We start from the raw sequence: 26,974 nt of genomic DNA, 5'->3' as shown, positions 1-26,974 counted from the left end.
TTAAATAATATTAGATTGGTCTATAGCGTATGAGGTTCGTATGTTTGCCATTGCGAGCGCAGCAATCCAGTACTAAGTACTAACGAGGCATCAATTATGAATTGCTGCGCTCGCAATGACAAGAAGAGCTTTAAAGGTCAATATTCTTTTAACTCACAGCTCCCATAGCCATAAATTTTTGATACCTTTTTTCAATAAGTTTATCTATAGGCATTTTCTTTAATGCTTGTAACTCAGTTACCAAGATTTCTTTTAGGCTTGCGGACATTTCATCTACATTGCGATGAGCGCCACCTAATGGCTCAGGAACAACTCCATCAACCAATAGATTTTCATTGATTTTATCTGCAGTAATGCGCATTGCCCGAGCAGCATCAGGGGCTTTTGCCGCATCTTTCCAAAGAATGGATGCACAGCCTTCTGGAGAAATAACCGAGTAGATACCAAATTGCAGCATAAGGACCTTATCACCGACTCCAATAGCTAAAGCACCGCCCGAACCTGCTTCACCAGTAACGATACAGATAATTGGTGTCTTTAATCGTGACATTACAAATAAATTGCGCGCGATTGCTTCAGACTGATTACGCTCTTCCGCCCCAATTCCAGGATAAGCACCTGCGGTATCGATGAAAGTAATCACCGGTAATTGAAATTTTTCCGCCATATACATCAAACGCAATGCTTTTCTGTACTCTTCAGGACGTGCCATACCAAAGTTACGATATACTTTTTCTTTAGTACGCTTTCCTTTTTGATGTCCGAGTACCATCACAGGCTCACCATTTAAACGCGCTAAACCACCAATAATCGCGGGGGCTGCAGAGTGGCTACGATCACCATGCAACTCTTGGAAATCAGTAAATATACGCTCAATGTAATCTGTTGTTTGAGGACGCAAAGGATGGCGAGCCATTTGAGCAATTTGCCAAGGCTCTAAGTTAGAAAAAACTTGTGCGGTTAATTCAGAACATTTAACTTCAAGACGAGCTATTTCTTCGCTTAAGTTAACCTCATTGTCGTTACCTACCATCCGTAGTGCTTCAATTTTCTGATTCAACTCTTCAATTGGTTGTTCAAAGTCCAAAAATTGTCGGCTCATTCAATACTCTTTGGTAAATTAAAATGTCATGGTATATGATAACCTATAATTACTAATTGATGCCAGATTCGACAAAAATATGATTACTACAGGGTTTGCTGACTTAGATACGGATAATTGCATTTTACATGAAAACCGAATTGACCTTTGGCAGTTTTCATTAGCCGAGGACTTACCTAATGCAGCACAAATATTAAATGAAGAAGAGCAAGCACGAGCTGCGCGCTTTTATTTCAGCAAGCACCAAAGACGTTTCTCTACTGGCCGAGTAACATTAAGAATTATTTTAGCCCGTTACTTGAACACGAGCCCTGAGCGCTTAGAGTTCTCATATAACTTTCATGGTAAACCCAAGGTGGTCAACTCTGCGCGCTTGCAATTTAATCTTAGTCATACTGCAGATTTAGCACTACTTGCAGTGGGAAAAGGCTTCCCCATGGGCATTGATGTTGAAAAATATTCTGCTCGCCCCTATGAGGGAATTGCGAAAAATGCATTTTCTGCTCAAGAACTAGCCGAATTTAGTAAAGTGCCCCGCTCACTAAAACCGGCTGTATTCTTTCATATCTGGTCGCAAAAGGAAGCATTTATTAAAGCCTGTGGATTAGGGCTTGCATACCCAACCAAAGATTTTAACGTGCCCACTTCCATCCCCACTCAGCAACTGGTAGATGACCCCTTAAATAATATGACTTGGCAATTACGTTCATTCATGCCTGAGATAGGTTATAGTGCTGCCCTATGCTATCACCCCACAGTTAGAGAAATCAGGCACGGAATAATTCAGATACAACCCGATACTACCACCCTGAGATTTTAGTTGTATGATGCAGTTTAATTCGACACAAAACACCTTGTTGTCTATTTTAGGCGACGGCGCGTGTCACAGTGGTTCAGCCCTAGGGCAAGCCTTAGGTGTTACCCGCTCAGCTATTTGGAAGCAAATTAATCAACTTATTGACTTCGGTATTCCCATCAAGAGTATACCGCAACAAGGCTATCAGCTTCCGAATCGACTTATTTTGCTAAACGAACAACTCATTAGTGAGCATCTACAAGCACAACAACTTGCTAATCCGTTTAAGATGCATTTATTTACATCCATTGACTCCACGAATCGCTTTTTAAAAGACTTAGCGCCAAGCGATCAACTTGAACTATGTTGTGCAGAAATTCAAAGCCAAGGTAGAGGCCGTTTTGGAAGACAATGGCACTCTCCTTTTGGCGAAAATATTTATTGCTCTAGTCGTTGGAATCTGAACTATGACCTAAGCAAACTCTCAGGTTTAAGCCTAGTCACCAGCCTTGCGGTACTAAACACTTTAAATGAGTTTAACTTAGCAAACGATGTAAAAATTAAATGGCCGAATGATATTTATTGGGCTGATAAAAAACTATGTGGTAGTTTAATTGAAATTTTGGCTGAATCGAATGGAAATGCCCAAGTTATTATTGGCATTGGCTTGAACGTTAATACCGATACAGAAAAACACCCTCTTCCTGATAAACCCTGGTGTTCTCTCTATGAAATGACCCAGCGTTATTTTGACCGCAACCTATTAATTGCCGGACTCATTAAGAATCTAGAGCACTATCTAAACAAATTTATCCAAACCGACTTAAATGCCTTTATGGATGAATGGAACCGATTCGATTACCTGGCTGATAAATACATTCATATTACCCAAGCACAGGGGGTTTTGAGCGGTAAAGCTTGTGGAATTAATTCTATGGGACAACTCATATTAGAGGACGAATTTGGTGTAAGGCATCTGCTTTCATCAGGAGATACTACGCTACAAAGAAAGGAATGAAGAAACAAATTAAGGTTCGTCCCGAGCGTTTTTAGGCGCTCGGAACTGGATGACTGCGAGGAAATCGATTTATACTGTTGTTTCAGAATCGTCTGATTGTTTTTCTTGTTGTATACGTAAATAAATTTCTTCGCGGTGTACAGATACATCTTTTGGCGCATTGATACCCAAACGAACTTGGTTACCTTTTACGCCTAAAACAGTAATATTAACGTCATCACCGATAATAAGTGTTTCGCCAATGCGACGAGTCAAAATTAACATAACAAAATCTCCCTAACAAAGTAGTCGCTCGCTTCTCCATAGTACATCCATGGTTGTTCTTTGCAACTACAAGATAACTAAAAACAAAGCAATATTTAATTCACGGGTATTATTGTACACCTTTATTATTAACAAAGTATTAAGGAAAGCTTTAATCCATCTTACTTTATAAATAGAAAATTGGAATTTTTCAATAAATTCAAGAGCTAAACTCAGAACAAAACATAGGAAAAATTTTTTCAATTAAACAATAAACAAGTACAACAAGGCCTATCTGGAGTAATATAACATAAAAGGGTATAAAGATGTCCATAGTAAGTAGAATAACTAAAATAAAAAAAGAACTATTTAAAACTAACTGCCCTAATAAGATAACGGGGACAGTAATACCTGATTGCCGTAATCGTTGATAGGCATGTTTTCTATGCGGCATTGACCATTTTTCTTTGCGAATCATGCGACGGATCAGCGTCAATGTGGCATCAAAAAGAAAGATGCTATTTAGCATAAACCAAAACAAAATTGGAATTTGAAATTTTTGCTGTCCAATAAGTGCAATACAGAAACTGATTAACCCTAAAGTAGCGCTACCAACATCGCCCATAAATAACTTAGCTGGTGGGAAGTTAAACATCAAAAAGCCAACCAATCCTGCAGCTAGAATTAAGCAGAATCCCTGATAAAATGAGGCTCCATGCAGTGCAAACAAAACGGCATAAGAAACACATAAAAATAAAGCTTGAGAGGCACAAAAGCCATCAAGACCGTCCATAAAATTAAAATGATTAATTGACCAAAGGACTAGTACGAAAATCAAGGGAATTATAAGGAACGAATAGGAAATTGTAAAAAAGCCAAAATCCAATTGTTCCGGTTTCATAAACCATGCCACAAGGCATGCAGCAATGCATTGAACCAAAAAGCGCGGCTTTACTGACAAATTAAATAAATCATCGCCAAAACTCACCGCAGCAACCATTAGAATGCTCAGCATAAAAATCAATTCTTCATGAAATGGGGTTTGGGTCAAATAACAAAGAACAGGGATTGATATGAGTGACAACCCAATAAAGATTATCCCCCCTCCTCTAACTGTAGGTTTAGAATGCATGGAGCGATTATTAGGCTTGTCCATTAGACGAGTACCCTGAGCTACATGACAAAATACTCGCGTTAAAATTATTGAACACGCTAAAAAAAAGAGACTAAGAGCCGAATTCACATTGATACCATTTTACAGTTTCTTTTAACCCCTCAGTAGCAGTCACTGGAGGAACCCAATTCAATTGCGATTTTATTTTATTGTTATTTACTTCTAAGCAGCCAAATAAACGCGTGTTAATATTTTTCTTACCAAGCAATGCAAATGAAAACGACATTAAACTCACAGGAACAGGTATTAATCTTGACCTCTTGCCCATTGCTTTACCGATAGTGCCCATCATTTGGGTTAAAGATAACGAATCATCATCTGCTACTAAATAAGTTTGGTTCACAGCATTAGGATGGGTGGCTACAGTACATAATGCAGAAATCAAATTTTCTATATAAACCAAACTGCGACTGTTTTTCACCCGACCAAAAGGCAATGGCAGCCCTTTGCGTATCAAGTGTAACATTTTTAAAAAATTGGCCTTTACTTCAGGACCATAAATTAGTGGCGGTCTAATAATAACAACTTCCAAGCCTGTATTTTGGCTAATGGCTTGTAAATATTGTTCTGCATACAGTTTGCTTTGGCCATATGGGTCTTCAGGTTGAGCAATACTCTCCTCAGTGAATGGAGTATTTTTTAAAGTGAATTCACCATTTACTTTAATGGAGCTCAAAAAAACAAAACGTTTCACATTATGTTGAGCAGCCTGATTTGCAAGGTTTCTTGTCGCAATGCTGTTAATTTTACAATAGTCATCCATTGCTGATGCAGAGGTTTCATTCATTACATGCACTCGAGCCGCAAGATGAATTACTACGTCGACATCGACAAGTGCATCACTCCAATCGGGATCATCTTCTAATTTATTAACAACAACCTGTTCGGCATTCAACCAATCCACTTTTTTGGATACGGCACAACGCACCTCATGGCCAGCAGAAATAAGCGCTGGTACTAAACGTTTGCCCACAAAGCCTGTGGCACCAGTAACTAATATCTTGGACATAATTTACCCTAACCATGAATTAATGGACTCAATAGCAACCGCACACTCTATACCACTCTCATAAATAATTACAAGAAAAATAACAATAATTTTTTCATCACACAGCAGTCGCAAAACTCCCTAATTTAGGGATATACTTACCGAAATCATTTTTAAATTTGGAATTTTGCATGTCCTTGAAGGCCATGTATAACGAAATCGCTGAGAATTATGCCACTGCTAATCGCTTCGGAGCAATTAGTCAGAGTCATCAAGTAGCCATAGAGCAGATGCAGAAGTTTTATCTGGGGATGAAGCCTCATTATAAAGTTCTTGATCTAGGGGTTGGTGATGGTGCATTTTTAAAAAAACTACAACACGCAATGCCCTTGGCTGAGTTTACTGGCATTGACGTTTCTTCAGAGATGTTGCGACGTGCAAAAGAAATACTGCCTTTAGTTACCATTGAATGCAGTGCTGCGCATGCAAGTAAATTCTTGCCCGCGCACAGCCAGGACTTAATTTTAGCTCATTTTATTAATGCTTATATTCCCATTAATATTTTGTTTAATGAAGCTAAAATGCTCACTCGAGCTAATGGCCACTTTTCAATGATCACCACAACCTACGATTCGTTTCCTGTAGCACAGCAACAATTAGCAGAGTTTATCTCACAAGATTCAATTTTAAGTAGTGTCGTTGGTCACTATTATAAATCGATCGTAAAAAATACCACGGTTGCAGCCAACAATGATGAATTAATGCAAGCCTTTAAAGAACATCAATTTGAAGTCATTGACCATCGACGCCTGGAAATTCCTATTACGCTGAATAACATTGATGAACTGGCTCTTTTCGGTATTGAAGGGACCTGGTTTTTAAATAGTTTATCCATTCGTATGTTGCCTAAAAACTTCCTACTTCAGCGACTTAAGCGTCTTTTTAGTAAAATATTCACCTTTCCCTATCATGATACCCACATAATAGATGTAGTTCTCGCAAAGAAGTGATAATCTGGATTAAGTATGTGTTCGCCGGGATGTACGTCATTGCAAACCTTGGTGACGCTCCCTAATGGATGTTCGTTAGAGCTCCGTTCTGGATTGTTTCACTGCGTTTGCAATGACGGCACTCGAGTGTACCTACGAAAATAGTAAAGGATGACGTAACCTTATTTTGCTGTTCATGATTAAATATCAAATGATGAGGTGGGAAAATGATTTCTCAAGAAGTTAAAGACTGCTTACCTGAATTAGATCTTCGACAAAAGCAAACTAATAATATCGTATTCATCACCTTTTGGAGCCAATTCTCTGTTTATGCATTGAATACCATCTTAATTCTCTTTTTAACACGCCCTCTACTGGCTAAAGGACTAGGTTATAGCCAAGCCAAAGCCTATGCCTTTATTGGTGTAGCACATGCCGCAGGTTATTTAATGCCCATGTTAGGCGGATATATGGCAGATACGATCGTTGGGGTAAGGCGCTCGATACTTCTGGGTAGCGTTATGCTGGCCTGTGCTTACTTGCTCATGATGCTCAGTGGCTATACGGTAAACACATTGGGTGATCAATTATTTATTGCTGCTTATGCTTTTATTCCTGCAACAAACTCATTATTAATGGGTACTTCTTCCAGCATGGTTTCCCATATTTATGCTGCTGATGCCATCAAAGCAAAATCAGCAATGACCTACTATTACATTGCCATTAACGTAGGAGCTCTCCTGGCTACATTAATCGCTCCTGCTTTACTAGAAAGTCGTTTTGGCCCCCTTTCCATTCTGACTATCGCCTTTATAGGAAAATCCATTGCGGCATTAAACTTCGCCAACCGCTATTTTATTTATGACAATGTGATTTGGGGGAAAGATTTATGTAAATTCTCGCGCTCAGGAGTATTTCGTCTCATCGCCTACATTGTAGTTATCTACTTACTCACGCTTTATGCGTTTTCCCATGTCTATATTGCAAGCACTTTCATTGCGGTGGGCAGTAGCATGGGTATATTGTGGTTTTTGAAAAAAACCATCAGTCTTAATGGGCCTACTCGAGACAAACAGATGATTGCTATTTTACTGGTTGTTGAGGCTATTGTTTTTTTTGTTATTTATAATCAAATGAATAGTACTCTCATTCTTTTTGCTCAAAATAACTCGGATCATAATTTATGGGGTATCACGGTTTCACCCGCTCATTATCAAATATTAAATCCTCTTTTAATTTTGGCAATCGGTAGCCAGCTTCCCCGTTTTTATAAGATGGTTCCACGATTTACGATTCCCTATCAATTTGCAGCGGGGGTTTTTCTTTCAGGGCTTGCCTTACTGGTCATGACATTTGCGGCGCATAGAGCCATAGATGGAATAATAAATGGCAATTATATCGCCCTAACTTACATTTTAATTACCATTGCCGAATTATGGGTAAGTGCCATTGGTTTAAGCATGATTGGTTTATATTGCGATCAAAAATCCATAGCATTTGCTATGGGAGTTTGGTATTTGGCAAGCTCTCTTGCTCATGCCATCTCTGGTCGACTTGCAGGCTGGGTAGCCATCCCGGTAACGATTAATTCACCGGTAGAAAGCTTGCCCTACTATAAGGATTATTATTTGGCTTTAGGGCTAAGTGCTATCGTATTAGGTGGCTTTATGTATCTCGCAGCTTATTATTTGCAAAAGCTAATGAACAAACGAGGTATTGTTATAGTATAACCTGGCATTGTCTGCTCTAGGCATTCGAGCGAATGACTCTTTCTATTACTGGAGCCTTTTACTTGCCCTAATAAACATACATTTTTGCAAAAATGAAGTATGCTAAAGCTTGTTCACCGATATCAGGCCATGAAGCAGAAAAATTACAAAATAACCACTTCTCCGTACTATCTAACTAAAGATCAATGATGAATATTAAAGACTATTTATGATACACTATGCCCACCAAACCGACTGAGAGTCCTCATTATGAATAACCCGGTTTTTTATTTGTCCACGGAAATGCTTTATCAAAAGCCTGATTTTACGAAACATGATGAAGCCATGAAGACTTATCTTCAATCACAATTCGGTGAAGAATATTTGAATGAGCAGACGCCCATTACGGAAAAATGGGACAAATTAATGGAAGCGTTTAAAACACAGGTTCCAGCAGAATATAAGCAATTGTTTGAATCGTTCCAACAAAGACGCAAGCAGGTTGCAAATAACAACCGATTTAATTTATCGCTTAAAGATGCCTTGGCGCTTTTTGAAAATTTTTATTTTTTGTATAACGGCGATAAGCCTGATTTTTGTATTTCCAAATCAACCCAAGCTAAATTTCTTGAGGAATTAAAAAGGGCAATGAGTCCCGGTGTATGCGAACCAGGTATTGCCACAGAATTGAATACGCACTTGAGAAAATACCGCTCAGATACCAATTGGATTTTAGTTGAGCTTCATGAGCAACGCTGTAACATTATTCAACGCATCGCAGATGAATACAATACCATAAATAACGTAGGTGAGTCTCTTTCCATACATACGGTCATGCATATGTTTAATTTGGCCAAAAATAAGTCACTTGGCGTCGGTAATGAAAAAGAGATCCAAGATGCATACACTTATTTAAGTAAAACTCAATCAATGACTGCATACTTTGAATCAGTATACGAAGAATATTTTTCGCAGTATGAGGCCAACGTTATAAACAATCTGGCTGAATATGCCTTATTAAGCATGCGAATGGACCCTTTAGCCGAACTCGATCTTACTGAATGGGACAACAACAACGCGCTGGTATTAACGGAGTCAGAGACGCTTAGTCTTTACCCAAAACTTGGTGAGTTTTTTGGTCTTTATTTTGCCGAAGATGACCGGCAATCTATTGTAGAGTATGACGAAACACTTTCCATATTTAAAAAGAGTGATGTTTTAGCTCAGTTAAAAAGCCTTGTTGAAGAAAAATTAAAACGGGAGAACTTCCTTGTTAATTTTAACGACTTAAATAAAGAGAATGCCGAGGGTTATGGATTACGTCTACCTACAGGTATTAGTGTAGAAGTACTTTGCACTTTAAACGAAATGCTACAAAACGCCCAAAATAATCCCCAAAAGATACGAGAGATCTTAACAGACAACAAAAAGCTAATTGAAAAATATCCATGTTTAATTGCGATCGCCGTATTAGCGAACCCTAAGTTATGGCGTTATTTACCCAGAACATTAAGGAATAATAGTGACTTTTTAGATTCCCTAATAGGCAAAATTAACTTTGCTATTGAAGAAATGATTCAAAAAGGCACTATTGAGCAAGTGGACTCTCTGATTGAATTATTGCTAATGATGAGTAAACCGACGGGGGATTTATTAAGCGGATATTCTTCTTCCTCCTTTTTAAATAACAGGGAAATAGCACTAAGACTAGTGACTAAAAATGGACTTTTTTATAAATATTTAAGCCCAGACCTTCAAGAAAGTCAGGAGATAATGGATTACGCATTACTACAAAATCCAGGAGTGAGTAAGTATTTTCCAGACAACAGACAATTACAATTAAATAGTGATACAAATAAATTAATAAATTTTGAGGTACCATTTTACCAAAATTGGGAGAATAATAGTCTGCTTGAGAGAATGGATAAATCCGAAAGTGTTTTAAGCTTACTTGACACAGAATTTTTGTCCCTATCAACACTCACGCAACTTGCCCAACCTCTATCCCCCAGAGAATTGTTATGGATAATGGAAGCACGTCGACAAAAAGGGTTCGCCAACTTACCTGAATTGACTGAAGAGGGGTTAAATCAATTTATTGAAGCCCTGGAACTAACAGAAAACGGGTGGGAACCTAATTACCTGGGTTTTAAACGTAGAACTCCTCAACATAGCCAGCATTTAAATCAGGACTTTTCCTTCAACCAAACATACAAGAAAGCTCTAGCAAAGAGATGTGTTGCAGACTCCAATCAATGGCTGAGTGCATTTTTTGCATTTCAAAAACAGATCCCTGTATATTATAAGCCATTTTCAGGACTAGAAGAGGTGTGGGAGCAATTAAAATTAACCAGACGTATTGCTTTCTCATTTTTGAAATCTATTGGTGAAACACTAATTGTTTTAGGTACACTGGGACTAAACTATGCGGTTACTCTCTTACCTCCGTTAATTGATTTCTATTTCGCTCCTTACATAGCATTAATAATCAACTGTGCGGCTGCATATACGGGAGGGCTGTTCTTGCTTTCGATGTTGCAGCTTTACGTCGGATCAGTGATGATTAACAATTGGTTAGATAATTCGATCAATGCGTTTGTCAACATTGTATTATTTATTACAGCACTTGCGATACCCACTCTTTTTACCACTTGGATGCTTACACTGGAGATGGTTTATATCGGTTGTTACTTATTGGCTCTTGCGATCGCCGCTTCCAGCTCTATCTTTGGTACACAATGGTCATTTGCTGAAATTAATACACTGACTTCGACTGCATTAAACCATTGGTTGTTTGCAAGTCTCTATCTCATCATATCTTCTATTCAAACAGTGGGTTATTTTTTGAACTTAATGGTAGAATGGCCAAGACACTTTTTTGCAATGACTATACCTTGGGTTACTCGTACCCTGGCTAGCTGTTTTAATACGGAGAGCCCAGCTATTGGAGAGGACTTATTAAAAATTAAAGTAGAAAATAGTATTTCACGTTTGTTAGAAAGTGATTCGGTGAGTGCTAATTTAAAAGCTTCTGTACTAGAGTCTTTATGGAAAAAAATTCAACAAGATGTTGAAAAATCCCAAGGAACGCTAACGTTCGAAATGGCACTCAATCGCCAATATACTTTGACTACTAATCTCAATACCTGCCAAAAGAGTTTTATGGACGTTGCAGAAATGCACCGATCAGATAAAGAGGAGTTTAACCCCCATACAACTCAAACACGTTATTCCTTTTTTGGTATTAAATTAAAAACCTCAACGGCAAGTAATTTAAAGGAATACGCAGTCGAGAATGTAGAGATTGATGAACCACCAGCCCTGGTTTTTGCCTAATCACCTTTAGTGATAGGAACTCGGGCCAATGGTCCCCTGAAGTAATAATAAAACCCCACCATCGCTATTTCCAGGAAAAGGCTAAAAGCGGTGGTGGCATAATCCTTGGAGTTACTGCGGCTTGACTGCAATATCCACTAACTAAGTTATTAAATTATGTCTTATTCTTTATTAGCAGTAAAACACGAGCGCTGTGCGCAACTCTTATAATTCCAACCCTAAATTATCTCGTTTAAACACTCTATCCGCGCGATAGCTGGAGCGAACTAATGGGCCTGAAGCGACCTCAAAAAACCCCTTTTGCAAGCCAATTAGTCTTAACTCAGCAAAAGTTTCTGGTGTTACATAACGTTCGATTGGCAGGTGATTTTTCGTTGGCTGTAAATATTGTCCTAATGTCAAAATATCTACATTATGAGCCCGTAAATCATCCATCGTTTGGATAATCTCTTCATCAGTCTCACCTAATCCCAACATCAAACTGGTTTTAGTTAAAACATCAGGGCGATAGCGTTTTGCAAAAGACAGCACATTTAATGTTTGCAGATAGCCTGCACGATTGTCACGCACGGGATGAGTTAAACGCTCTACCGTTTCTACGTTTTGCGCAAATACATCAACCCCACTATCCAACAATACGGCAACGTCACGCTCAACACCTTGAAAATCAGGAGTTAAAGCCTCTACTTTCGTTTTGGGAGAACGACGCTTAATCGCTTGTATTGTTTTTGCATAATGATTTGCGCCACCATCTGCTAAATCATCTCGGTTTACTGAGGTTAAAACTACATAATCCAAGTCCATTAACACGACGGTATCGGCTGTATTTTCTGGCTCGTCAGCATCAAGCCAACCATGAGGGTTCCCAGTATCAACCGAGCAAAAACGGCAAGCACGTGTGCATACAGCGCCCATTAACATAATGGTTGCCGTACCATGCGACCAGCATTCAGAAATATTAGGGCATTTAGCCTCTTCACAAACCGTGGCCAAACGATGCTTTTGTACCTGTTCTTTTACCTGATTATATGCAGGAGTGGTCTGATTAACGATACGCAACCATTTGGGCTTAGGCATGCGCTCATGAACATGCCCTGTTGATTTTACACCATCTTTAATTGCTGTAATGCCATTAGAGGTTTTGTATTTATGTCCGCTTTCAACAACTACGGGAATATCAATGAGCTTACTCATGCTACCACCTGAAAAACAAAGAATAATGATGATCCCAAATCATTAGTTCAAGATCAAGTCAAATTTATAAAACGCCCACAAACAGCCAGTACAAGCACTGTAAATATCGACACAGTTAAATTAGCTAAAAGAAGAGGATATGCGATCAAGCACGCAGCAATAGCTAAAATAAATAGCAACCCTATAGGAACCAAGCGTGGCTGAATTGCGGCAAATCGCTTCACTTTAAATAGTGTTAAATAAAAAATCAGTATAATCACTAAAGGCAATATGTATAAGGTCTGATACAACAATTGATAAAATCCTGCTTGTATAGGCGATACATGTTGATTATTTAACCATTGTTCAAAGATGTAAGACCAATTCATCACACAGGTTTGTTGATAGGCAGTAACCATAAATCCGAATAAAAATGCCAAGGAGAACAACCAACAACGACTCGATTGTTTTTTATAAAACTGAACTACAAAGTACACCGCTACAGCACCTAAGAGAATTGCGGGACCTCGTAACCATGGAAGTAACTCATAAAAAGTACTGGTATGCGCTTGTTGCCAGTAATGTGTAATCCCCACTGCAAAAATAAATAATAAACTGGCAGTAATGCGTGTTTTATGATTCTCGCCTAAAAACAAAAACGCTAAAAAACCAGCAAAACAGAAAAAAGCACACGGTGAAAAAGCATCGGTAATCGCAATAGTTACGATGTAACTAAATGTTGAAGGATGTTCAACCATTCCTGAATCAAATTTATTGGCATTAGCCCAATGCCGCAAAGTATCTATTGTCGCAGGAGTTAAAGCTCCGTTCTTTTCAATTTGCTGCTTACAATAATTAAGAGCATGCAACAGATCTTTGCCTGTTGTTTCAGCTGAAGCAAAACCTAGCCAACGGGAACTACAAAAATAGATCGAAGGAACAGCAAAATCATCCATATGCTGCTCACTTAATAATTGATTAAAGCGAATTAACGCATTTTTATCTTCATTAATTATATTACGTTGAACATGCACGTAAGGAGTGGTTTTGGTGAGCGAGCTAAAAAACTCATCCGCCTTATGGCAATGCGGGCAGGTGGAAGAAAGAAATAGCTCTACATTAAGAGTTACCTTCTTATTCGCATCTTGGGTGTACCAGGATGCCGCGCCATCCCCTGCCCATAAATTAAAGCTCAATAAAAAGAATACCAAAAATAATCTGAATGCTGTTTTCATAAGATACAAACTTATATTGAAAACAATACTATAGCACTCATCGTTATCTCGTTAATAGGTATGAATGTAATTTTCTAAGTGCTCTATAATTCGCGATTTATCTTCCAGTATGTGATAAAGCAAGTCACCAATCGATACAATAGCTATAAAGTCCTGTTGCTCATCATCACGAATTAGAATGTGCCTTCGTTTTGTAGTGGTCATGGCTTGCATTGCCTTTTCCACTTCATCATTAGAACTCAGAATAGTCACATTTTTATAAACAACATCTGCAACCTTCCCGGTATCCATATTAACGCATTTATGTAAACAGGAGCGAACAATATCACGTTCACTTACTATGCCAATTAGCTTTTTCTCATCATCCACCACCACTAAAGCACCAATATCCAGTGCATTCATCAAATCAACACATTTCCTTATTGATTCATCAGGACGGATGTAAGTAATTGCGCGACGAGGCATAGGCAAGACACTGTGAATTAAGTCAGCCATTTTTTTCTCCATAAGATATAAAACATCTCTATTGTATAAATATAGTACAATGAAGTCTTTTTGAGATCTTTACTATAGCTGATTTTTATTCGTCATTTTGGTATGGGAAGGCCTAACCAAGGTTTTCCTTAGGTAGGAAAATCCTGGTTAGGCCAGGCTGAATCAAATGTCTTAAGTTTATGGACGAACGATAATACGGTTTTCCACAGATTGAACGCCAGGGACTTGACGTGCAATTAATTCTGCCGTATCACTTTGACGAATCTTTTTAACATATCCTGATAAAATCACCACATTTTGTCGCGTTTCAACGCGAATAGGCGCTACAGCTAGTTCATCATTACGCATTAATGCCTCTTGTACTGATTGAGTCAAATTCCCTTGGGAAGAAGGAGCAAATGAAGGATTAGCAAATGGTGCACCAAATAAAGATGCTGGTTTACCTGGATTAGACTGACAACCTACCAGCAACCCAAAAACTCCAGCAACTAAAACTTTAAACATACAGTTTCGCATAAAAAATCTCCAATAAAATTAAGTGCACTGCTAAAAACCAGCATGTATTGTCTCTTAGGTATAAGCATAAGAAACTGCTATACTTTTTTTATTAAAACTAATTGCATTGAGACAGACACCATGAAAAAAAAGGCAAAGGCTGTTCCTGCTAAAAAAAAACAACAGCCACCTGCAACTGAAGAGCAACAAGCTACACTAAGTGCCGAAGAGTGTAAAGACTGTGATCCACCAGAAACAGATGATATTTTTGATTTTATCAATAAAACCTACCAAGCTAATTTAGCCAAAATTACTGCAGGAATTAGTCCCGCATCTATTGGTGTTTCCTATTTCTCCTGGATTTCGCAACTCATGCAATCACCAGGCACCATGATAAAACTAGGGTTCTATCCAGCAATAAATTTTTCCGATCATATAAACAATCTATTAAATAAAGAGAAACCTGCTGATGGTCATGACGTACGTTTTCATACAGATAATTGGAGTTACTATCCCTGGCGTCTGTGGGCTGAGCAATTTTTGCAAATTGAGGAATGGGGGTTAAAGGCAGCTACAGAAATCCCTGGGCTCCCTGTGCCAGTAAAAAGGACTATTTCCTTCATTACTCGACAAATCCTTGACGCGGTATCTCCCTCAAATTTTGTATTAAGTAATCCAGACTTATTTCAAGAAACTCTACGCTCAAATGGCAAAAACCTAATTCGTGGAACTGAATTAGCAGTACAAGATCTCATAGAAAAATTGACCGGCTCTCCTCCTGCTGGTGTGGAAAATTTTATTCCAGGCAAGCAAGTAGCGATTACCAAAGGCAAAGTAGTATTCCAAAACCACTTAATTGAGTTAATCCAGTATGAAGCGTCAACTAGCCATGTTTATAAAGAACCTGTATTGATGCTTCCCGCATGGATTATGAAATACTATATTCTGGATTTATTGCCCAAGAACTCTTTAGTTAAATGGCTTACCCAGCAAGGGCATACTGTTTTTATTGTTTCTTGGAAAAATCCAGATTCTAAAGACCGTGATATTGGCCTTGAAGATTATTACAGTCTAGGAGCAATGGCCGCCATTGATGCAGTGTCTAACATTATACCGAATACTAAAATTCATTTAATGGGTTATTGTCTTGGTGGTACCTTGGCCATGATTACTGCTGCCGCGATGGCTAAAAATAATGACTTCCGTCTAAAATCATTGTCCTTACTCGCAGCACAAGGTGATTTTACTGAAGCAGGCGAATTATTGTTATTCATCACGCGTAGTGAAGTATCTTTCTTAAAAAGTATGATGTGGGATCAGGGATATTTAGATACCAAACAGATGTCAGGTACATTCCAGATGTTACGTTCCTATGATCTTATTTGGTCGAAAATGGTTCAAGACTATATGCATGGCACCCAAAGAGGTATGATCGCATTGTTAGCATGGAACGCAGATGCCACACGTATGCCTTATAAAATGCATAGTGAATATTTAGAAAAATTATTCCTCAATAACGATTTTGCTGAAGGACGGTTCACTATTGGGGGAAAATACATAGTTGCTGAAAATATTCACACTCCTGCATTTATAGTCAGTACGGAAAACGATCACGTTGCCCCTTGGAAATCAGTTTATAAAACACATTTAATGATTCATGGGGATATTACTTTTGTGCTCACCAGTGGTGGACATAATGCAGGTATTGTCAGTGAGCCCGGTCATGGAGATCGCAGTTACTTAATTCATGAACAGAAAAAAGATGCCTCTTATATTGGCCCAACCATGTGGCGAGAAGAAGCAGAAAAAAAATCGGGCTCTTGGTGGATAGCCTGGCATGAATGGCTTGTTAAACAATCAAGTCGTTCTAAGATCAAAGCACCAAGCCTGGATAAAAAATTACCGGATGCTCCGGGTGTCTATGTATTACAAAAATAAAAACGCAATTGAGGTCTAAAAATGGATAATGACTATTATAAAATAATGGGACTAAGCCACGATGCAACTGAAAAAGACATTAAGCTAGCCTATCGTAGACTGGCCCGTAAATATCATCCAGATCTCAGCAAAGAGAAGGATGCAGAAGAACGCTTTAAAGAAATGGGCGAGGCTTATGAGGTACTTAAAGATCCGGTGAAACGTGCCGAATACGATAATTACCTAAAAAACCGCGAATTTCACGCTCATGCCCAACAACAATCAGGCTGGCATAACGAACACTCTGGCCCCTATCAAAGTCATGGTACACAATTTAATGACGATTTCTTTGAGTCCTTATTTGGTCATTCACGATATCAGCAACAACCAATGGCTGGGCGAGATTATCAAGGAAAAATTAATGTTAGTCTGGAGGAGGCCTTTAATGGAACCACACGAACCATCGAAGTTCCCACCCCAGAAGGTACTAAAGCAAGCCAGACCTTGAAAGTAAAAATTCCTCAAGGAGTTAAATCCGGCCAACAGATTCGAGTCGCTGGACAAGGTGCGCCCGGAGTTCAGGGTGGTCCACCTGGAGACATTTACCTAACAATTGAAATCGACAAACATCCTATTTTTGATCTAATGGATAATGATATTTACCTTACCCTTCCCATTACGCCTTGGGAAGCAGCCTTAGGTGCAACGGTAACTGTACCGACTTTAGCAGGAAAAATTGACTTAAAAATTCCTCCCAGTTCACAAGGAGGGCAAAAATTAAGATTAAAAAATCGTGGGCTTCCCGGTAGCACACCAGGCAACCAATACGTACTATTAAAGATTATTACTCCACCAGCAACTAGTGAAGCAGCAACAGAGCTTTATAAAAAAATGGCTGAAGTAATGCCTTATAATCCTCGTGACAAGATGGGGGCTTAAACATGGACAAAAATGATATTTTAGTCGGTGTAATTATTGAAGAAACTAAAACATTTACTTATACCGAAGTATGCCATAAGTACAACATACCGAAGCAATTATTAAGTGAAATGATGGAGCATGGATTATTCTCCAACGCTTCTACAGAGCTTGAGCAGCTGAAACTCAACCAAAAAGAATTACATAAAATTGAATCCGCTTTTCGCTTGCATTGTGATTTAGGTATTAATTTACCTGGAGTGGTGCTCGCTATTGAGCTTTTAGAGAAAATAGAAAAATTAAATGACGAATTGGATATAATGCGCAGGCATTTTTAGCATCTTTATCTTAGATATAACCTGGTTGCTTGCCACTAATGGCACTTACTTAAGAAAAAAAAGATGAATGCGCTATGCCCATAATTCGCCTGATTTCACTACGATACAGCGTAGCGAAATCAGGTAAACCATGAGCGAGGCAAATTCCTAAAGTAAGTGCCATTAGTGGCAAGCAACCAAACCTTTAATTAACTTCTAAAATTATTCCCTAAGATATTGCTCCTTATTGAAATAAAGTAATACAATAAAATTTACGAAGACCTTAACTAACAAGCTAACTTTATGCGCCCAGTATTTATCATTTTAATTATTGCCTTAGTCGTGCTCCAACATAAACTTTGGCTCGGAGATGGCAACTTAATCCAATGGGTCGCTTTGCAAAAAAAATTAGCCGATCATGAGCAGGAAAACGATAAATTAGTTGCACGGAATCGAGCTCTGGAAGCAGATATTAAAGAACTCAAAAGTGGTGACCAAGCTTTAGAAGAACAAGCTCGTCATGAATTAGGTATGATTAAACAAAACGAAGTGTATTATCAGTTTGTTGATTAGTCGTTGTACGTCGTCCTTTTAACAGCGTAGCTTGTGCCCATAGCCCAATGCGAGGCATCGTTCCACATTGGAACTGAATGTTGGGCCATGGGCCTAATTTACACTGCTAATAACTCCAAGTGTTCTGGAGGTTGTCTATCCCACAGACTCAAAACAAAACCACCTCCACCAGAGCCTGTAGGCTTCACTGCCAAAGCCCCCATGGAAGTCAACCAATTCATATGCTGTTGCAAGCTCTCACTAACCAAACCCCACTGCATAAAACAATCGGCTGCTTTATTAATTGCCTTAGCTAAACTACTAGTTACTTCCGAACCACCCTGCTCCAACGCAACTTTAGCATCCTCAACGGATTCAGCCATTTGTAAATCTAGCTGTTTTGCCAATAGAGGCTCATTCGTCCACAAATGCTGCACCTGCTGAATGCAATGAGAAGTAATACCAATTTGATTGCATGACGATAAAAAAAACTGTGGTTGGGCTGTTTGCTGCAAAGGAAACACTTCTCCGGCTTTAAAATAAACCCCTCCTTCTGCAGCGACACCTGCAACGTCTAAACCACTACTTTTACCATGAAATAAATGTTCCAACTCCTTAGCAAAGGCATTACATTCCGCAGGAGCAAGCATTTGCTGGGCGCAAAACCAGCGACTCATTGCCACACAAAGTGCAGCAGAAGCTCCCATTCCCCCACCTACTGGAATAGTGCTATTTAACAGGAAATGGCCACCAAGCTCATTTAAAGAATGTCCTAACAGCTTTAATCCATGTTCTAATACACTCCAAAACAGTAGGTGCATATCAGAGCCACTACTGCCCAGATAATCCGCACTTAATGATGGTGCATTAGCAGAGTAGGTAAAAATTAACTTTCTTGCTTTAATCGGGAAAACCAAGGCTGCATGCCCACGAACAACGGCATGTTCGCCTACTAAAATCCATTTACCATAAGTTGTTGTCTCAAAATCATAGAACTTCATAATTACCTACCAGATAATCACGCTTGAATTCACGTGCCATTTCCATTTGATCAGGTCGATACAATAAATGGATATTTGGTCCAGCATCCATGGTTACGATAGGCCCATCGCCTTTGTTATCCCACAATTGCTGCAAATCATTCAGTACACCCAAGCTATTTGATGATATATAAGAAAAAGGTTGTGCACAGGTATTAAACAATTGATGCATATCTTGAAACTCACGCCAGCAAATCCGGTAAGCGCTTTCCCAGTCGTTTGCCATAAATGCGTTAAGTAATAACTTTAAATTCTCCTCTGCCCTCTCAGAACGAGTTGCATAAAGCTCACTGCTTTTAACCAGCTTATGTGCTTCACTCGACGATACCGCTTTTTGCTCAGCACTAATAACTACAACCTGATGTATTAATTCAGGATAAGGCAACTCTATTGGTTTTACCACATTATCATTCTGCCATAAAACCCAAGGGGTATGGAACGAACGGCAAGATGAACCCGATCCCAAGCGGCTTAATGAGGCCTGCTCCTCCACTACGAGTAGTTCTTGTTGAGTTAATTCAGCGAGAGCATATACAGCACATCGAGTAAGTGCTGCAAAACTTGAAGCAGAACTTGCCATTCCGCTACTATGAGGAAAGTTGTTACACGACTGTACTAAAAAACTACCATCATAACCAAAGTGCTTTTTTATCCGTGCTAAATGGTTTAAAAACTTCTTTTCACCTAATTCAGATAATGCGAATTTAGCCTGCCCTGGCACAACTAAAGGCTCCCATACATCATGCGCAGAATCAATTTTTTCCAGTTTTACAGTACTTAATAGATTATTTAAGGTGTAAGACAGTGAGGAGTTATCTGGGTTATTGGAACTCTCATCTTTCTTCCCCATATATTTAATTAACGCAATATTAGCAGGAGCATGAGCTAGCCAATGCATAATGGATCTCCTTGGAATTAACTCCAGTTAAAGCTGTTGTATAAGAATAAATGAGAAAAACACCCTGTGAAGCAAATCATGGGGTGTCTTAGCAATGAAGGAACTAACTCTAAATCTGATATTTGATTTACAAAAGACTTCATATTGTTTGTAATTTTGAATTAGCCAATTGCGCAGTAGGCGTATTAGGATAAGCTCTTACTACTTGTTGCAGATATTTTTGCGCCTCAGGCTTATTGCCCATTTCAGCGTAGGCATACCCTACTTTCAACATGCTTGCAGCAGATTTACTTGAAGTAGGAAACTGTTTTAATACGATATCAAAATGCTCTATTGCTTTTGCATAATCTTTTTTAACTAAGTACAACTCTCCTAACCAATATTGTGCATTGGAAGTGTAACCACCACGAGGATATTTTTGTACGAATGTACTCATTGAACCGATAGCATCATCGTAACGCTTGTTCTTAATTAATTCATAAGCTGCTAAATAGCTGATTTGCTCATCAGCTGGGTTGGCTCTAGAAACTGGGGTAACTACTGGTTCTGGCGTAGACGCTGTTTTTGCTACATGATTTGTTGGCGCAGGCTCTTTAGAACCTACAGAAAGATCCATTGCCGGTTTATCTGTAGTTGCTTTTGCTGAAACAGCGGCACCACCACTTAAACGAGAATCTAAATCTTTATAAAAGGCAACTTGCTGTTGCTGTAATAATTTTAAATCATGAGCTTGGATTTCTAACTGTCCTCGAAGCTCTTGCACTTCTTTTTGTAAGGTTTGGATTTTTTCAATTAATGAAGCACTGTCTGCGACATTCGAACTGCTGGGACCACTCATTTGATCATCTTTGGCAAGAGCTGGACCATCATCCCCTTGATACGTATCAGAGGGATAATCATTTTGAGCCACTTCCATTGGAGGATCATCGTAATATCGAGAATCGGCAACAGCCGCATCACGCGCCTGTCGCCCATCCATCATTGCAAAATTATCACTATCATCAACCACAGGCGCCTCTGACCAGCAGGTCAAAGGAAGAATTAACGAAAAACCAGCAGCGATAATGTGTCTTTTGCAATTAATCATCTTGTTGCCTCATAAGTAAATTCTACACGTCGGTTTTGTTCATGCGACGCAGCATCATGTCCTAAGTTAATTGGACGCTCTTTACCATAGCTCACTACACGCATTTGATGTCTGCTTACACCAGCCATACGTAAAATGTCTGCTACAGTGTTTGCACGGCGCTCACCTAAAGCAACGTTATATTCACGGCTACCACGCTCGTCAGTATGACCTGCGATTAAAACACGTGCACCAGAATGTGACTTCAAGTATTCAGCCTGAGCATTTACAGATGGCAGGTACTTAGGATTTAAAGCACTGTCATCATAAGAGAATAAATATAATTGGTTATGAGGTGCTTGAGTAGTATAAGACTCACCTGGCTCTTGACCTGCAAAACGAGTAAATTGACCTAGACCTTGAGCACTAGCACCAGCATCACTCACACCAGCTCCAGCCATTCCTGGTGCCTTAGAACAAGCTGCCACCAATAAAACACTCGCTGCAAGCAGACCTAATTTACAAATTGATCCGGCTTTCATCCTCAATCTCCTTTATTCTTCTTATTAGTAAAAATTTACGAAATCCCAAATATGGGCTCTTGGGGCGACATTGTACAGTTCTTTTTTTTTTTTTTCTACAAGAGCGGTAAGAAATAGATCAGTTATCCCCTGTACTAAATTCCCACCACATGGTCATAAAATATGATGTAAGCTAGGTGCTTGCAACTGTATCTTATAAGTTAAGTTAAGGATTATATTTATAAGTTGTAGGCTGGGGTCATGGCCCAACAAGAACATCAAGCCACACCTGAACTCAATGTTGATCCATGCCCCCCTTACAGGTCATTGCAAAATTTTTTTAACTTAAGGGCGATGTCTCTGGGCTTGAGACACATCAAAATGTACAATCAGCCTATGTCATAAACCTAGCTACCTTATTTAGCGACGATTCGATTGTAAGTTTCAACTCTTTGTTGCATGTGAATAATAAGCTGTATTTATCAGGTGTTAAAGCAACATTCTCTACAATAAACACATCTTTTGAATCTAGGAATGCATAACTTTTCTTCACATTATCAAAATTTTTCAGTAAAAGAGTATTTACTTCACTTAACTCTTCCTTATGGTACGTACTAACCATCAATATACCATCTGACTTAATCATCTCCGGTATAATGTTTACAAGAATTTTCTCAAATACCGCCCTTCTATTAAAAATATCAGGCTGTCTTAAAATTACTAAATCAAATCGTTGATTCTCTGTATTGCTCTTAAGTTTTTCCAAATCCGTAGCATCTTGTTGAATTATGTCAGCACCCGGAATATTTTGGCATAATCCGTGCGATGCAGTACACATTGACTCATCAACATCAATCCCCGTGAAAGTAACTTCTTTATCCTTGAATATAGCTTCAAGAGCCAAGGCTTCATAACTAAGCCCACAAGCTAAACTCAACACACGCAAAGGTTCATTATTATTTTCAAATCTGCCATGAAGATTCAAAGCCTTGTAAAGATAGGTTATTCTTTGTAGCATAAGCATTTGTGCCCTAAAACCATCATCTTTAGCTAACGAATAAGCAGATTCTTTCGCAACATTTAACTTACGAGGTTCCCAGCCTGCAGCGATGAGTTTGAAAGCAATTTGTAAATGATTGTTTTTTACTGCCTGATGTAAGGCAGTGGAGCCTGAAAAGGGTTGGTTTGTCTTTGGATTAGTTCCTGTTTGTGCATCATCAATTTTTAAGTTAGCGCTCTTTAATAATTCTTGTACTTCCTTCAGATCGCCAACAGCGGCAGCCTGTCTTAAGCGTAGATTAGGCTCACTACTGTATTTACTATTATGGAAAAATGTTGGCATTTTAATTAATCTTTGGAAAAAGAAGGCGATACTATATCATTTTGAGTTAATAAAAAACAAAAGCGTGCCTTTTATTTGCCTTCATTGCGCTTTGATTGATCATGGAACATCGAAAAAGATATACCTTTGCAGATTCTTAAAATGTACAAATTCCCCGACATACTGCAGTTTCTCTACAGCAAATTAAGGACCATTGTCTTTATAAATGCGATACCACAAACTCAGACATCATCGATGTAAATTGTCGCGTTGCCTGATTAGCAGCTACTACACCACCATAAGGATTATCTACTGGACAGGGGATTTGCAGGCTTATAATTTTAGATCCCATCACTTTATTATCTGAAACTCGAGTTAATACCACCTTCGCTGAAAACTGAAGTACGCTAGGTTTCCTAAGGAAACTTTGCTCTAAAGAAAGTAATTGAGTATCTAAACGATAATCGGCACCCTGACTGTATGAGCTTGATAGCACCGCATGGAAAACACCCGTTTTTTGTAAACTCTGCACCATTAACGGATAGAGCATATCTGCTGGTGGATTGCTCCATGAGTTTTTCACAAATGACTCAAGCTGAAAAGGCTTATTCACATAAAGCATTTGTTCTGATTGATAGCCTGCAGCAGCATCAGGTTGTGTCACCCAAAGCGCTACACGTTGAGGATGTCTTGTTAATTGCTTACTGCTGTAAGCAGTTAATTGATATTGATTCGTCGCAGGGATTTTAACTGGTGAACAAGCCGCGAGCAGCAAACCAATCAAACACAGCCCTAAATTATTTAATCTTCTCATTGCTTATTCTCCAGGCCCTGGTTTTGGAGCTGAACTCCCACGAATCACTACTGAAGGGTTTTGACGCATTTCATTACTAACCTTTTCAAGGTTTATCGAAATAGCATTCAATCGACGTAATAACGTAGATGCAGGCGCCAAAGTTTCTTGGGATAGTTTTTCTAACGTGTTTCTTCCTGAACCCATCGTACTTGATACGCTAGTTCCCGCCTGGCTTAAACTATCCGCCATTGTTTTAAATTTAGAAACCCCAGTTTGCAACTCTCTAAGTAATTGAGGAAACTCTTTACTGGATTTGGCAATATTAGTTAAAAAGACATCCGCATTTTTTATGCTGTCATCAATATGTCCGCTGTTTGCTGCAACCACATGCGTTAGCTTTTCTACATTATGTAAAATACGAGACACATGTCTGGCATTTTTCTGGTTAAAAATATGCTTCGCTTGCGTACTGACGTTATTAATGCTCTCAGAAACCTCTTTTAGAAGGGTATCTAGCTGGTTAAACAATGAAGGTTTTGCTGGAATCACTGGGTAGGGTTCTCCAGGAAGCCTCACTATAGGGGTTAAATCAGAAGTACTCGCACTTAAACCAATATAAGTAACCCCTGTAATTCCTTGAGAAATTAAAGTTGCGGCTGTGCTCTTAGTAATTGGGGTGCCGTCTTCAATTGCTAAAATGATTTCCACTTGTCTTGGATCATTCTTGTTTAACTTTATTTCATTAACATAACCTACTTGCACCCCATTAAACTTAACCGGAGCATCTTTACTTAAACCCGAAGCAGCCTCGTGCAAATACACAGTAAAGTTACTATATGATTTTTGATTAAAACCAACAGATAGCCAAAGCATGGCAGACAAAAGCCCGACGGATAGAACTATGATAAAAACACCAATTAAGGTGTAGTTGGTTTTTGATTCCAAAAAATTTATCTCCGAAACATTAATCGCTGGATTAAGGACTCTATACCTTACTGAAATAATCAGCGATTAATTCGTTTTTATTTTTCATTAACTCATTAATGGGCTCTACACTCAAAATTTGCCCATCGCCAACAAAGGCCACGCGATCGGTGGTACGTTTTAAAGACTCAATGTCATGGCTGACCATAACAATTGTAAGATTTAATGAGTCTCGTAAAAAAACAACTAAATCGTCAAAAAGCCGTGCACTACGTGGATCTAAACCCGTAGTAGGCTCATCAAGGAATAATAACTCAGGATCCATGGCAATTGCACGTGCCGCAGCCGCCCTTCTTTGCATCCCCCCACTAAGTTCTGAAGGTAGTTTACCGGCGGCCTCTTTGGGCAAGCCAACTAAGGCAATTTTTAATAAGGCCAATTCCTGCATGAACTCCGGATCCAGCTCCGCAAACTCGTGCATAGGGAACATCACATTTTCTAAAACATTCATTGATGCAAATAAAGCACTATGCTGAAACAACATGCCCCAGCGACGTCTCAACATAAATGACTGATGCGCATCAAGACTACTAATATCCTGGCCGAATATTTTAATATCGCCCGCGGTTGGTTTCAATAACATCAGTAAGCTACGTAAAATGGTGGTCTTACCACTACCCGAGCCGCCAATAATAGCCAGAATTTCACCTTGGTTTACGGTCAAATTAATGTCTCTATGCACCCATTGACCACCAAGAAAATTCTTCATTCCTTTGATTTCAATAACCGGGTCACTCATCTATAACTTCATCCAACTGTAAATAATTGAGTAAATTGCATCGGCAATAATAATTAAAAATAAAGACTGCACCACACTTTTGGTGGTCTGGCTTCCAATATTATTTTCACTGCCCGCTTCAACTCGAAATCCTTGAAAACAACCTACTAAAGCGATGATTAAGGCAAATGCCGGGGCCTTATAAAGACCAAGCCGAAACTGAGAAATACCTACAGAATCCCTTAATCGCTCTAAAAAATCAATAAAACTAATCCCTAACATATTTTTGGCCATGAACATGGACCCTAGAACACTAAAAATATCTGACCAGAAAATTAATAAAGGAAAGGTTATTAATAGTCCAATCACTTTTGGTAATACCAAATGCTCCGTTGGCGATAAGCCCATAGTTAACAGTGCATCTATTTCTTCATTAATCTTCATACTACCTAACTGCGCGGTAAACGCAGAGCTGGTTCTTCCTGCCACAATAATCGCTGTGATTAAAGGAGCAAACTCACGGAAAATCGCCATTCCAGATAGATAAGCAATAAACGAGTTAGCACCATAGGTAGTTAACTGCAGGCCCATTTGATATGCCAAAACGACACCGATTAAGAATGAGAGTAAAGCGAGAATGGGTAATGCTTTAACGCCTGTCGAATCAAGATTTGACATAATACTGGGAAACTGGAAACGGCGCCAATTGCCAAAAGCTTCAAAAACACGGGTAGCCAGATCACCAATTAAAACAACTAGTCCATCGACCTGGCGCAGTTTTTTCTCTGCTTCTTTACCTAATTTATAGAAAAAATTCTCCCTCTCTGGAGCAGGAATTTTATAGGTTATGGCATCATGTTTTTCAATAATTAAATCAATAAGTTGGCGCCGTCTTTCAGAAAAATTGACGAGCTCAACTTGGTTATCCTGTTGTTTTAATTTATCAATACATTGAATTAAGGTTAGAGCACCAGCACTATCAAAATGACTGATATCCTTACCATTTATCTGAACTTTTTGTGATTTAGGTAATGTTGTTGCTGTAAATTGATTGACTACATTACCCACATCCATAACAGACCAAGCACCTGTACAGTTAAACTGTTCGAGTTGCTCATCAAATGTTATTTGCGGGCTATTATGTACCATAAGGCTTTATTTAAATTAAAAATT

General features: G+C 38.9%; 26 protein-coding genes. 9 read left to right on the top strand and 17 right to left on the bottom strand.

Translation table 11 applies throughout. The features are described from left to right. Window positions 1-148: 148 nt before the first annotated feature. Complete coding sequence (locus J2N86_RS06215; protein ID WP_252581858.1) at window positions 149-1,102, bottom strand: acetyl-CoA carboxylase carboxyltransferase subunit alpha; 954 nt, start codon at window positions 1,100-1,102, stop codon at window positions 149-151. A gap of 79 nt (window positions 1,103-1,181) precedes the next feature. On the opposite strand from J2N86_RS06215, the gene J2N86_RS06210 reads away from it, so the two are divergent. Then, on the top strand, window positions 1,182-1,922 hold the full coding sequence (locus J2N86_RS06210) for a 4'-phosphopantetheinyl transferase family protein (RefSeq protein WP_252581856.1): 741 nt from the start codon (window positions 1,182-1,184) through the stop codon (window positions 1,920-1,922). A 4-nt stretch (window positions 1,923-1,926) separates the two neighbouring features. Next, complete coding sequence (locus J2N86_RS06205; protein WP_252581854.1) at window positions 1,927-2,916, top strand: biotin--[acetyl-CoA-carboxylase] ligase; 990 nt, start codon at window positions 1,927-1,929, stop codon at window positions 2,914-2,916. A 69-nt stretch (window positions 2,917-2,985) separates the two neighbouring features. On the opposite strand, the gene csrA is transcribed toward J2N86_RS06205, so the two are convergent. From csrA to J2N86_RS06190, 3 genes are all read right to left on the bottom strand, one after another. Then, a complete protein-coding gene (gene csrA / locus J2N86_RS06200; protein ID WP_006869248.1) occupies window positions 2,986-3,180 on the bottom strand; it encodes a carbon storage regulator CsrA in 195 nt (64 codons plus the stop codon). A gap of 199 nt (window positions 3,181-3,379) precedes the next feature. Further along, window positions 3,380-4,402 (bottom strand): MraY family glycosyltransferase, encoded by a 1,023-nt coding sequence (locus tag J2N86_RS06195; RefSeq protein ID WP_252581852.1) that lies wholly within the window; start codon window positions 4,400-4,402, stop codon window positions 3,380-3,382. Next, window positions 4,386-5,342, bottom strand: a complete 957-nt coding sequence (locus J2N86_RS06190; RefSeq protein WP_252581850.1) for a UDP-glucose 4-epimerase family protein — start codon at window positions 5,340-5,342, stop codon at window positions 4,386-4,388. Before J2N86_RS06190 ends, J2N86_RS06195 begins: the two co-directional genes overlap by 17 nt. Before the next feature lie 170 nt (window positions 5,343-5,512). On the opposite strand from J2N86_RS06190, the gene J2N86_RS06185 reads away from it, so the two are divergent. From J2N86_RS06185 to J2N86_RS06175, 3 genes are all read left to right on the top strand, one after another. Continuing rightward, window positions 5,513-6,331: a class I SAM-dependent methyltransferase gene (locus J2N86_RS06185; protein WP_252581847.1), complete on the top strand. Its 819-nt coding sequence runs from the start codon at window positions 5,513-5,515 to the stop codon at window positions 6,329-6,331. A gap of 206 nt (window positions 6,332-6,537) precedes the next feature. Then, the gene (locus tag J2N86_RS06180) at window positions 6,538-8,040 is read left to right on the top strand and encodes a peptide MFS transporter (RefSeq protein WP_252581844.1); all 1,503 of its coding nucleotides are present in this window, start codon (window positions 6,538-6,540) and stop codon (window positions 8,038-8,040) included. A 249-nt stretch (window positions 8,041-8,289) separates the two neighbouring features. Next, window positions 8,290-11,355 (top strand): DUF4116 domain-containing protein, encoded by a 3,066-nt coding sequence (locus J2N86_RS06175; protein WP_252581841.1) that lies wholly within the window; start codon window positions 8,290-8,292, stop codon window positions 11,353-11,355. Between the two features lie 204 nt (window positions 11,356-11,559). On the opposite strand, the gene lipA is transcribed toward J2N86_RS06175, so the two are convergent. From lipA to J2N86_RS06155, 4 genes are all read right to left on the bottom strand, one after another. Next, window positions 11,560-12,549, bottom strand: a complete 990-nt coding sequence (gene lipA, locus J2N86_RS06170; RefSeq protein ID WP_252581838.1) for a lipoyl synthase — start codon at window positions 12,547-12,549, stop codon at window positions 11,560-11,562. Window positions 12,550-12,602: 53 nt separating this feature from the next. Beyond that, the gene (locus J2N86_RS06165; protein WP_252581836.1) at window positions 12,603-13,763 is read right to left on the bottom strand and encodes a hypothetical protein; all 1,161 of its coding nucleotides are present in this window, start codon (window positions 13,761-13,763) and stop codon (window positions 12,603-12,605) included. A gap of 51 nt (window positions 13,764-13,814) precedes the next feature. Then, window positions 13,815-14,258, bottom strand: coding sequence for a CBS domain-containing protein (locus J2N86_RS06160; protein ID WP_252581833.1), 444 nt, complete (start codon window positions 14,256-14,258; stop codon window positions 13,815-13,817). Window positions 14,259-14,435: 177 nt separating this feature from the next. After that, window positions 14,436-14,774 (bottom strand): BON domain-containing protein, encoded by a 339-nt coding sequence (locus J2N86_RS06155; RefSeq protein ID WP_252581831.1) that lies wholly within the window; start codon window positions 14,772-14,774, stop codon window positions 14,436-14,438. 120 nt (window positions 14,775-14,894) lie between these two features. Here J2N86_RS06155 and J2N86_RS06150 point away from each other — a divergent pair, with 120 nt between their 5' ends. The 4 genes from J2N86_RS06150 (at window position 14,895) to ftsB (ending at window position 18,478) form a co-directional block, all read left to right on the top strand. Then, entirely contained in the window at window positions 14,895-16,691 is a 1,797-nt protein-coding gene (locus tag J2N86_RS06150; RefSeq protein WP_252581828.1) for an alpha/beta fold hydrolase, read from the top strand. Window positions 16,692-16,712: 21 nt separating this feature from the next. Further along, complete coding sequence (locus J2N86_RS06145; RefSeq protein WP_252581825.1) at window positions 16,713-17,609, top strand: DnaJ C-terminal domain-containing protein; 897 nt, start codon at window positions 16,713-16,715, stop codon at window positions 17,607-17,609. A 2-nt stretch (window positions 17,610-17,611) separates the two neighbouring features. Continuing rightward, a complete protein-coding gene (locus J2N86_RS06140; protein ID WP_252581822.1) occupies window positions 17,612-17,926 on the top strand; it encodes a chaperone modulator CbpM in 315 nt (104 codons plus the stop codon). Window positions 17,927-18,208: 282 nt separating this feature from the next. Then, window positions 18,209-18,478 carry a cell division protein FtsB gene (ftsB, locus tag J2N86_RS06135; RefSeq protein ID WP_252581820.1) on the top strand — a complete coding sequence of 90 codons (270 nt, stop codon included), beginning with the start codon at window positions 18,209-18,211 and terminating at the stop codon, window positions 18,476-18,478. 98 nt (window positions 18,479-18,576) lie between these two features. On the opposite strand, the gene J2N86_RS06130 is transcribed toward ftsB, so the two are convergent. The 9 genes from J2N86_RS06130 to J2N86_RS06090 form a co-directional block, all read right to left on the bottom strand. Further along, window positions 18,577-19,458 (bottom strand): mevalonate kinase family protein, encoded by an 882-nt coding sequence (locus J2N86_RS06130; protein WP_252581817.1) that lies wholly within the window; start codon window positions 19,456-19,458, stop codon window positions 18,577-18,579. Next, on the bottom strand, window positions 19,445-20,395 hold the full coding sequence (locus J2N86_RS06125; RefSeq protein ID WP_252581814.1) for a diphosphomevalonate/mevalonate 3,5-bisphosphate decarboxylase family protein: 951 nt from the start codon (window positions 20,393-20,395) through the stop codon (window positions 19,445-19,447). The genes J2N86_RS06130 and J2N86_RS06125 overlap by 14 nt, the downstream gene beginning before the upstream one ends. A 139-nt stretch (window positions 20,396-20,534) precedes the next feature. Then, window positions 20,535-21,482: a tol-pal system protein YbgF gene (gene ybgF / locus J2N86_RS06120; protein ID WP_252581812.1), complete on the bottom strand. Its 948-nt coding sequence runs from the start codon at window positions 21,480-21,482 to the stop codon at window positions 20,535-20,537. Next, complete coding sequence (gene pal, locus J2N86_RS06115) at window positions 21,479-22,003, bottom strand: peptidoglycan-associated lipoprotein Pal (protein WP_252581810.1); 525 nt, start codon at window positions 22,001-22,003, stop codon at window positions 21,479-21,481. Before pal ends, ybgF begins: the two co-directional genes overlap by 4 nt. Window positions 22,004-22,376: 373 nt before the next feature. Next, on the bottom strand, window positions 22,377-23,324 hold the full coding sequence (locus tag J2N86_RS06110; protein ID WP_252581807.1) for a methyltransferase domain-containing protein: 948 nt from the start codon (window positions 23,322-23,324) through the stop codon (window positions 22,377-22,379). Between the two features lie 199 nt (window positions 23,325-23,523). After that, window positions 23,524-24,117: an ABC-type transport auxiliary lipoprotein family protein gene (locus J2N86_RS06105; protein ID WP_252581804.1), complete on the bottom strand. Its 594-nt coding sequence runs from the start codon at window positions 24,115-24,117 to the stop codon at window positions 23,524-23,526. Between the two features lie 3 nt (window positions 24,118-24,120). Next, window positions 24,121-25,044, bottom strand: coding sequence for an MlaD family protein (locus J2N86_RS06100; protein WP_252581802.1), 924 nt, complete (start codon window positions 25,042-25,044; stop codon window positions 24,121-24,123). A gap of 40 nt (window positions 25,045-25,084) precedes the next feature. Further along, window positions 25,085-25,822 carry an ABC transporter ATP-binding protein gene (locus J2N86_RS06095; RefSeq protein WP_252581799.1) on the bottom strand — a complete coding sequence of 246 codons (738 nt, stop codon included), beginning with the start codon at window positions 25,820-25,822 and terminating at the stop codon, window positions 25,085-25,087. Next, entirely contained in the window at window positions 25,823-26,950 is a 1,128-nt protein-coding gene (locus tag J2N86_RS06090; RefSeq protein WP_252581797.1) for an MlaE family ABC transporter permease, read from the bottom strand. It abuts the gene before it with no gap. Between the last annotated feature and the right edge of the window lie 24 nt (window positions 26,951-26,974).

The sequence above is a fragment of the Legionella lytica genome, from assembly GCF_023921225.1.
In the GTDB taxonomy this organism is placed as follows: domain Bacteria; phylum Pseudomonadota; class Gammaproteobacteria; order Legionellales; family Legionellaceae; genus Legionella; species Legionella lytica.
This window is presented reverse-complemented; position numbering and strand designations above follow the sequence as displayed.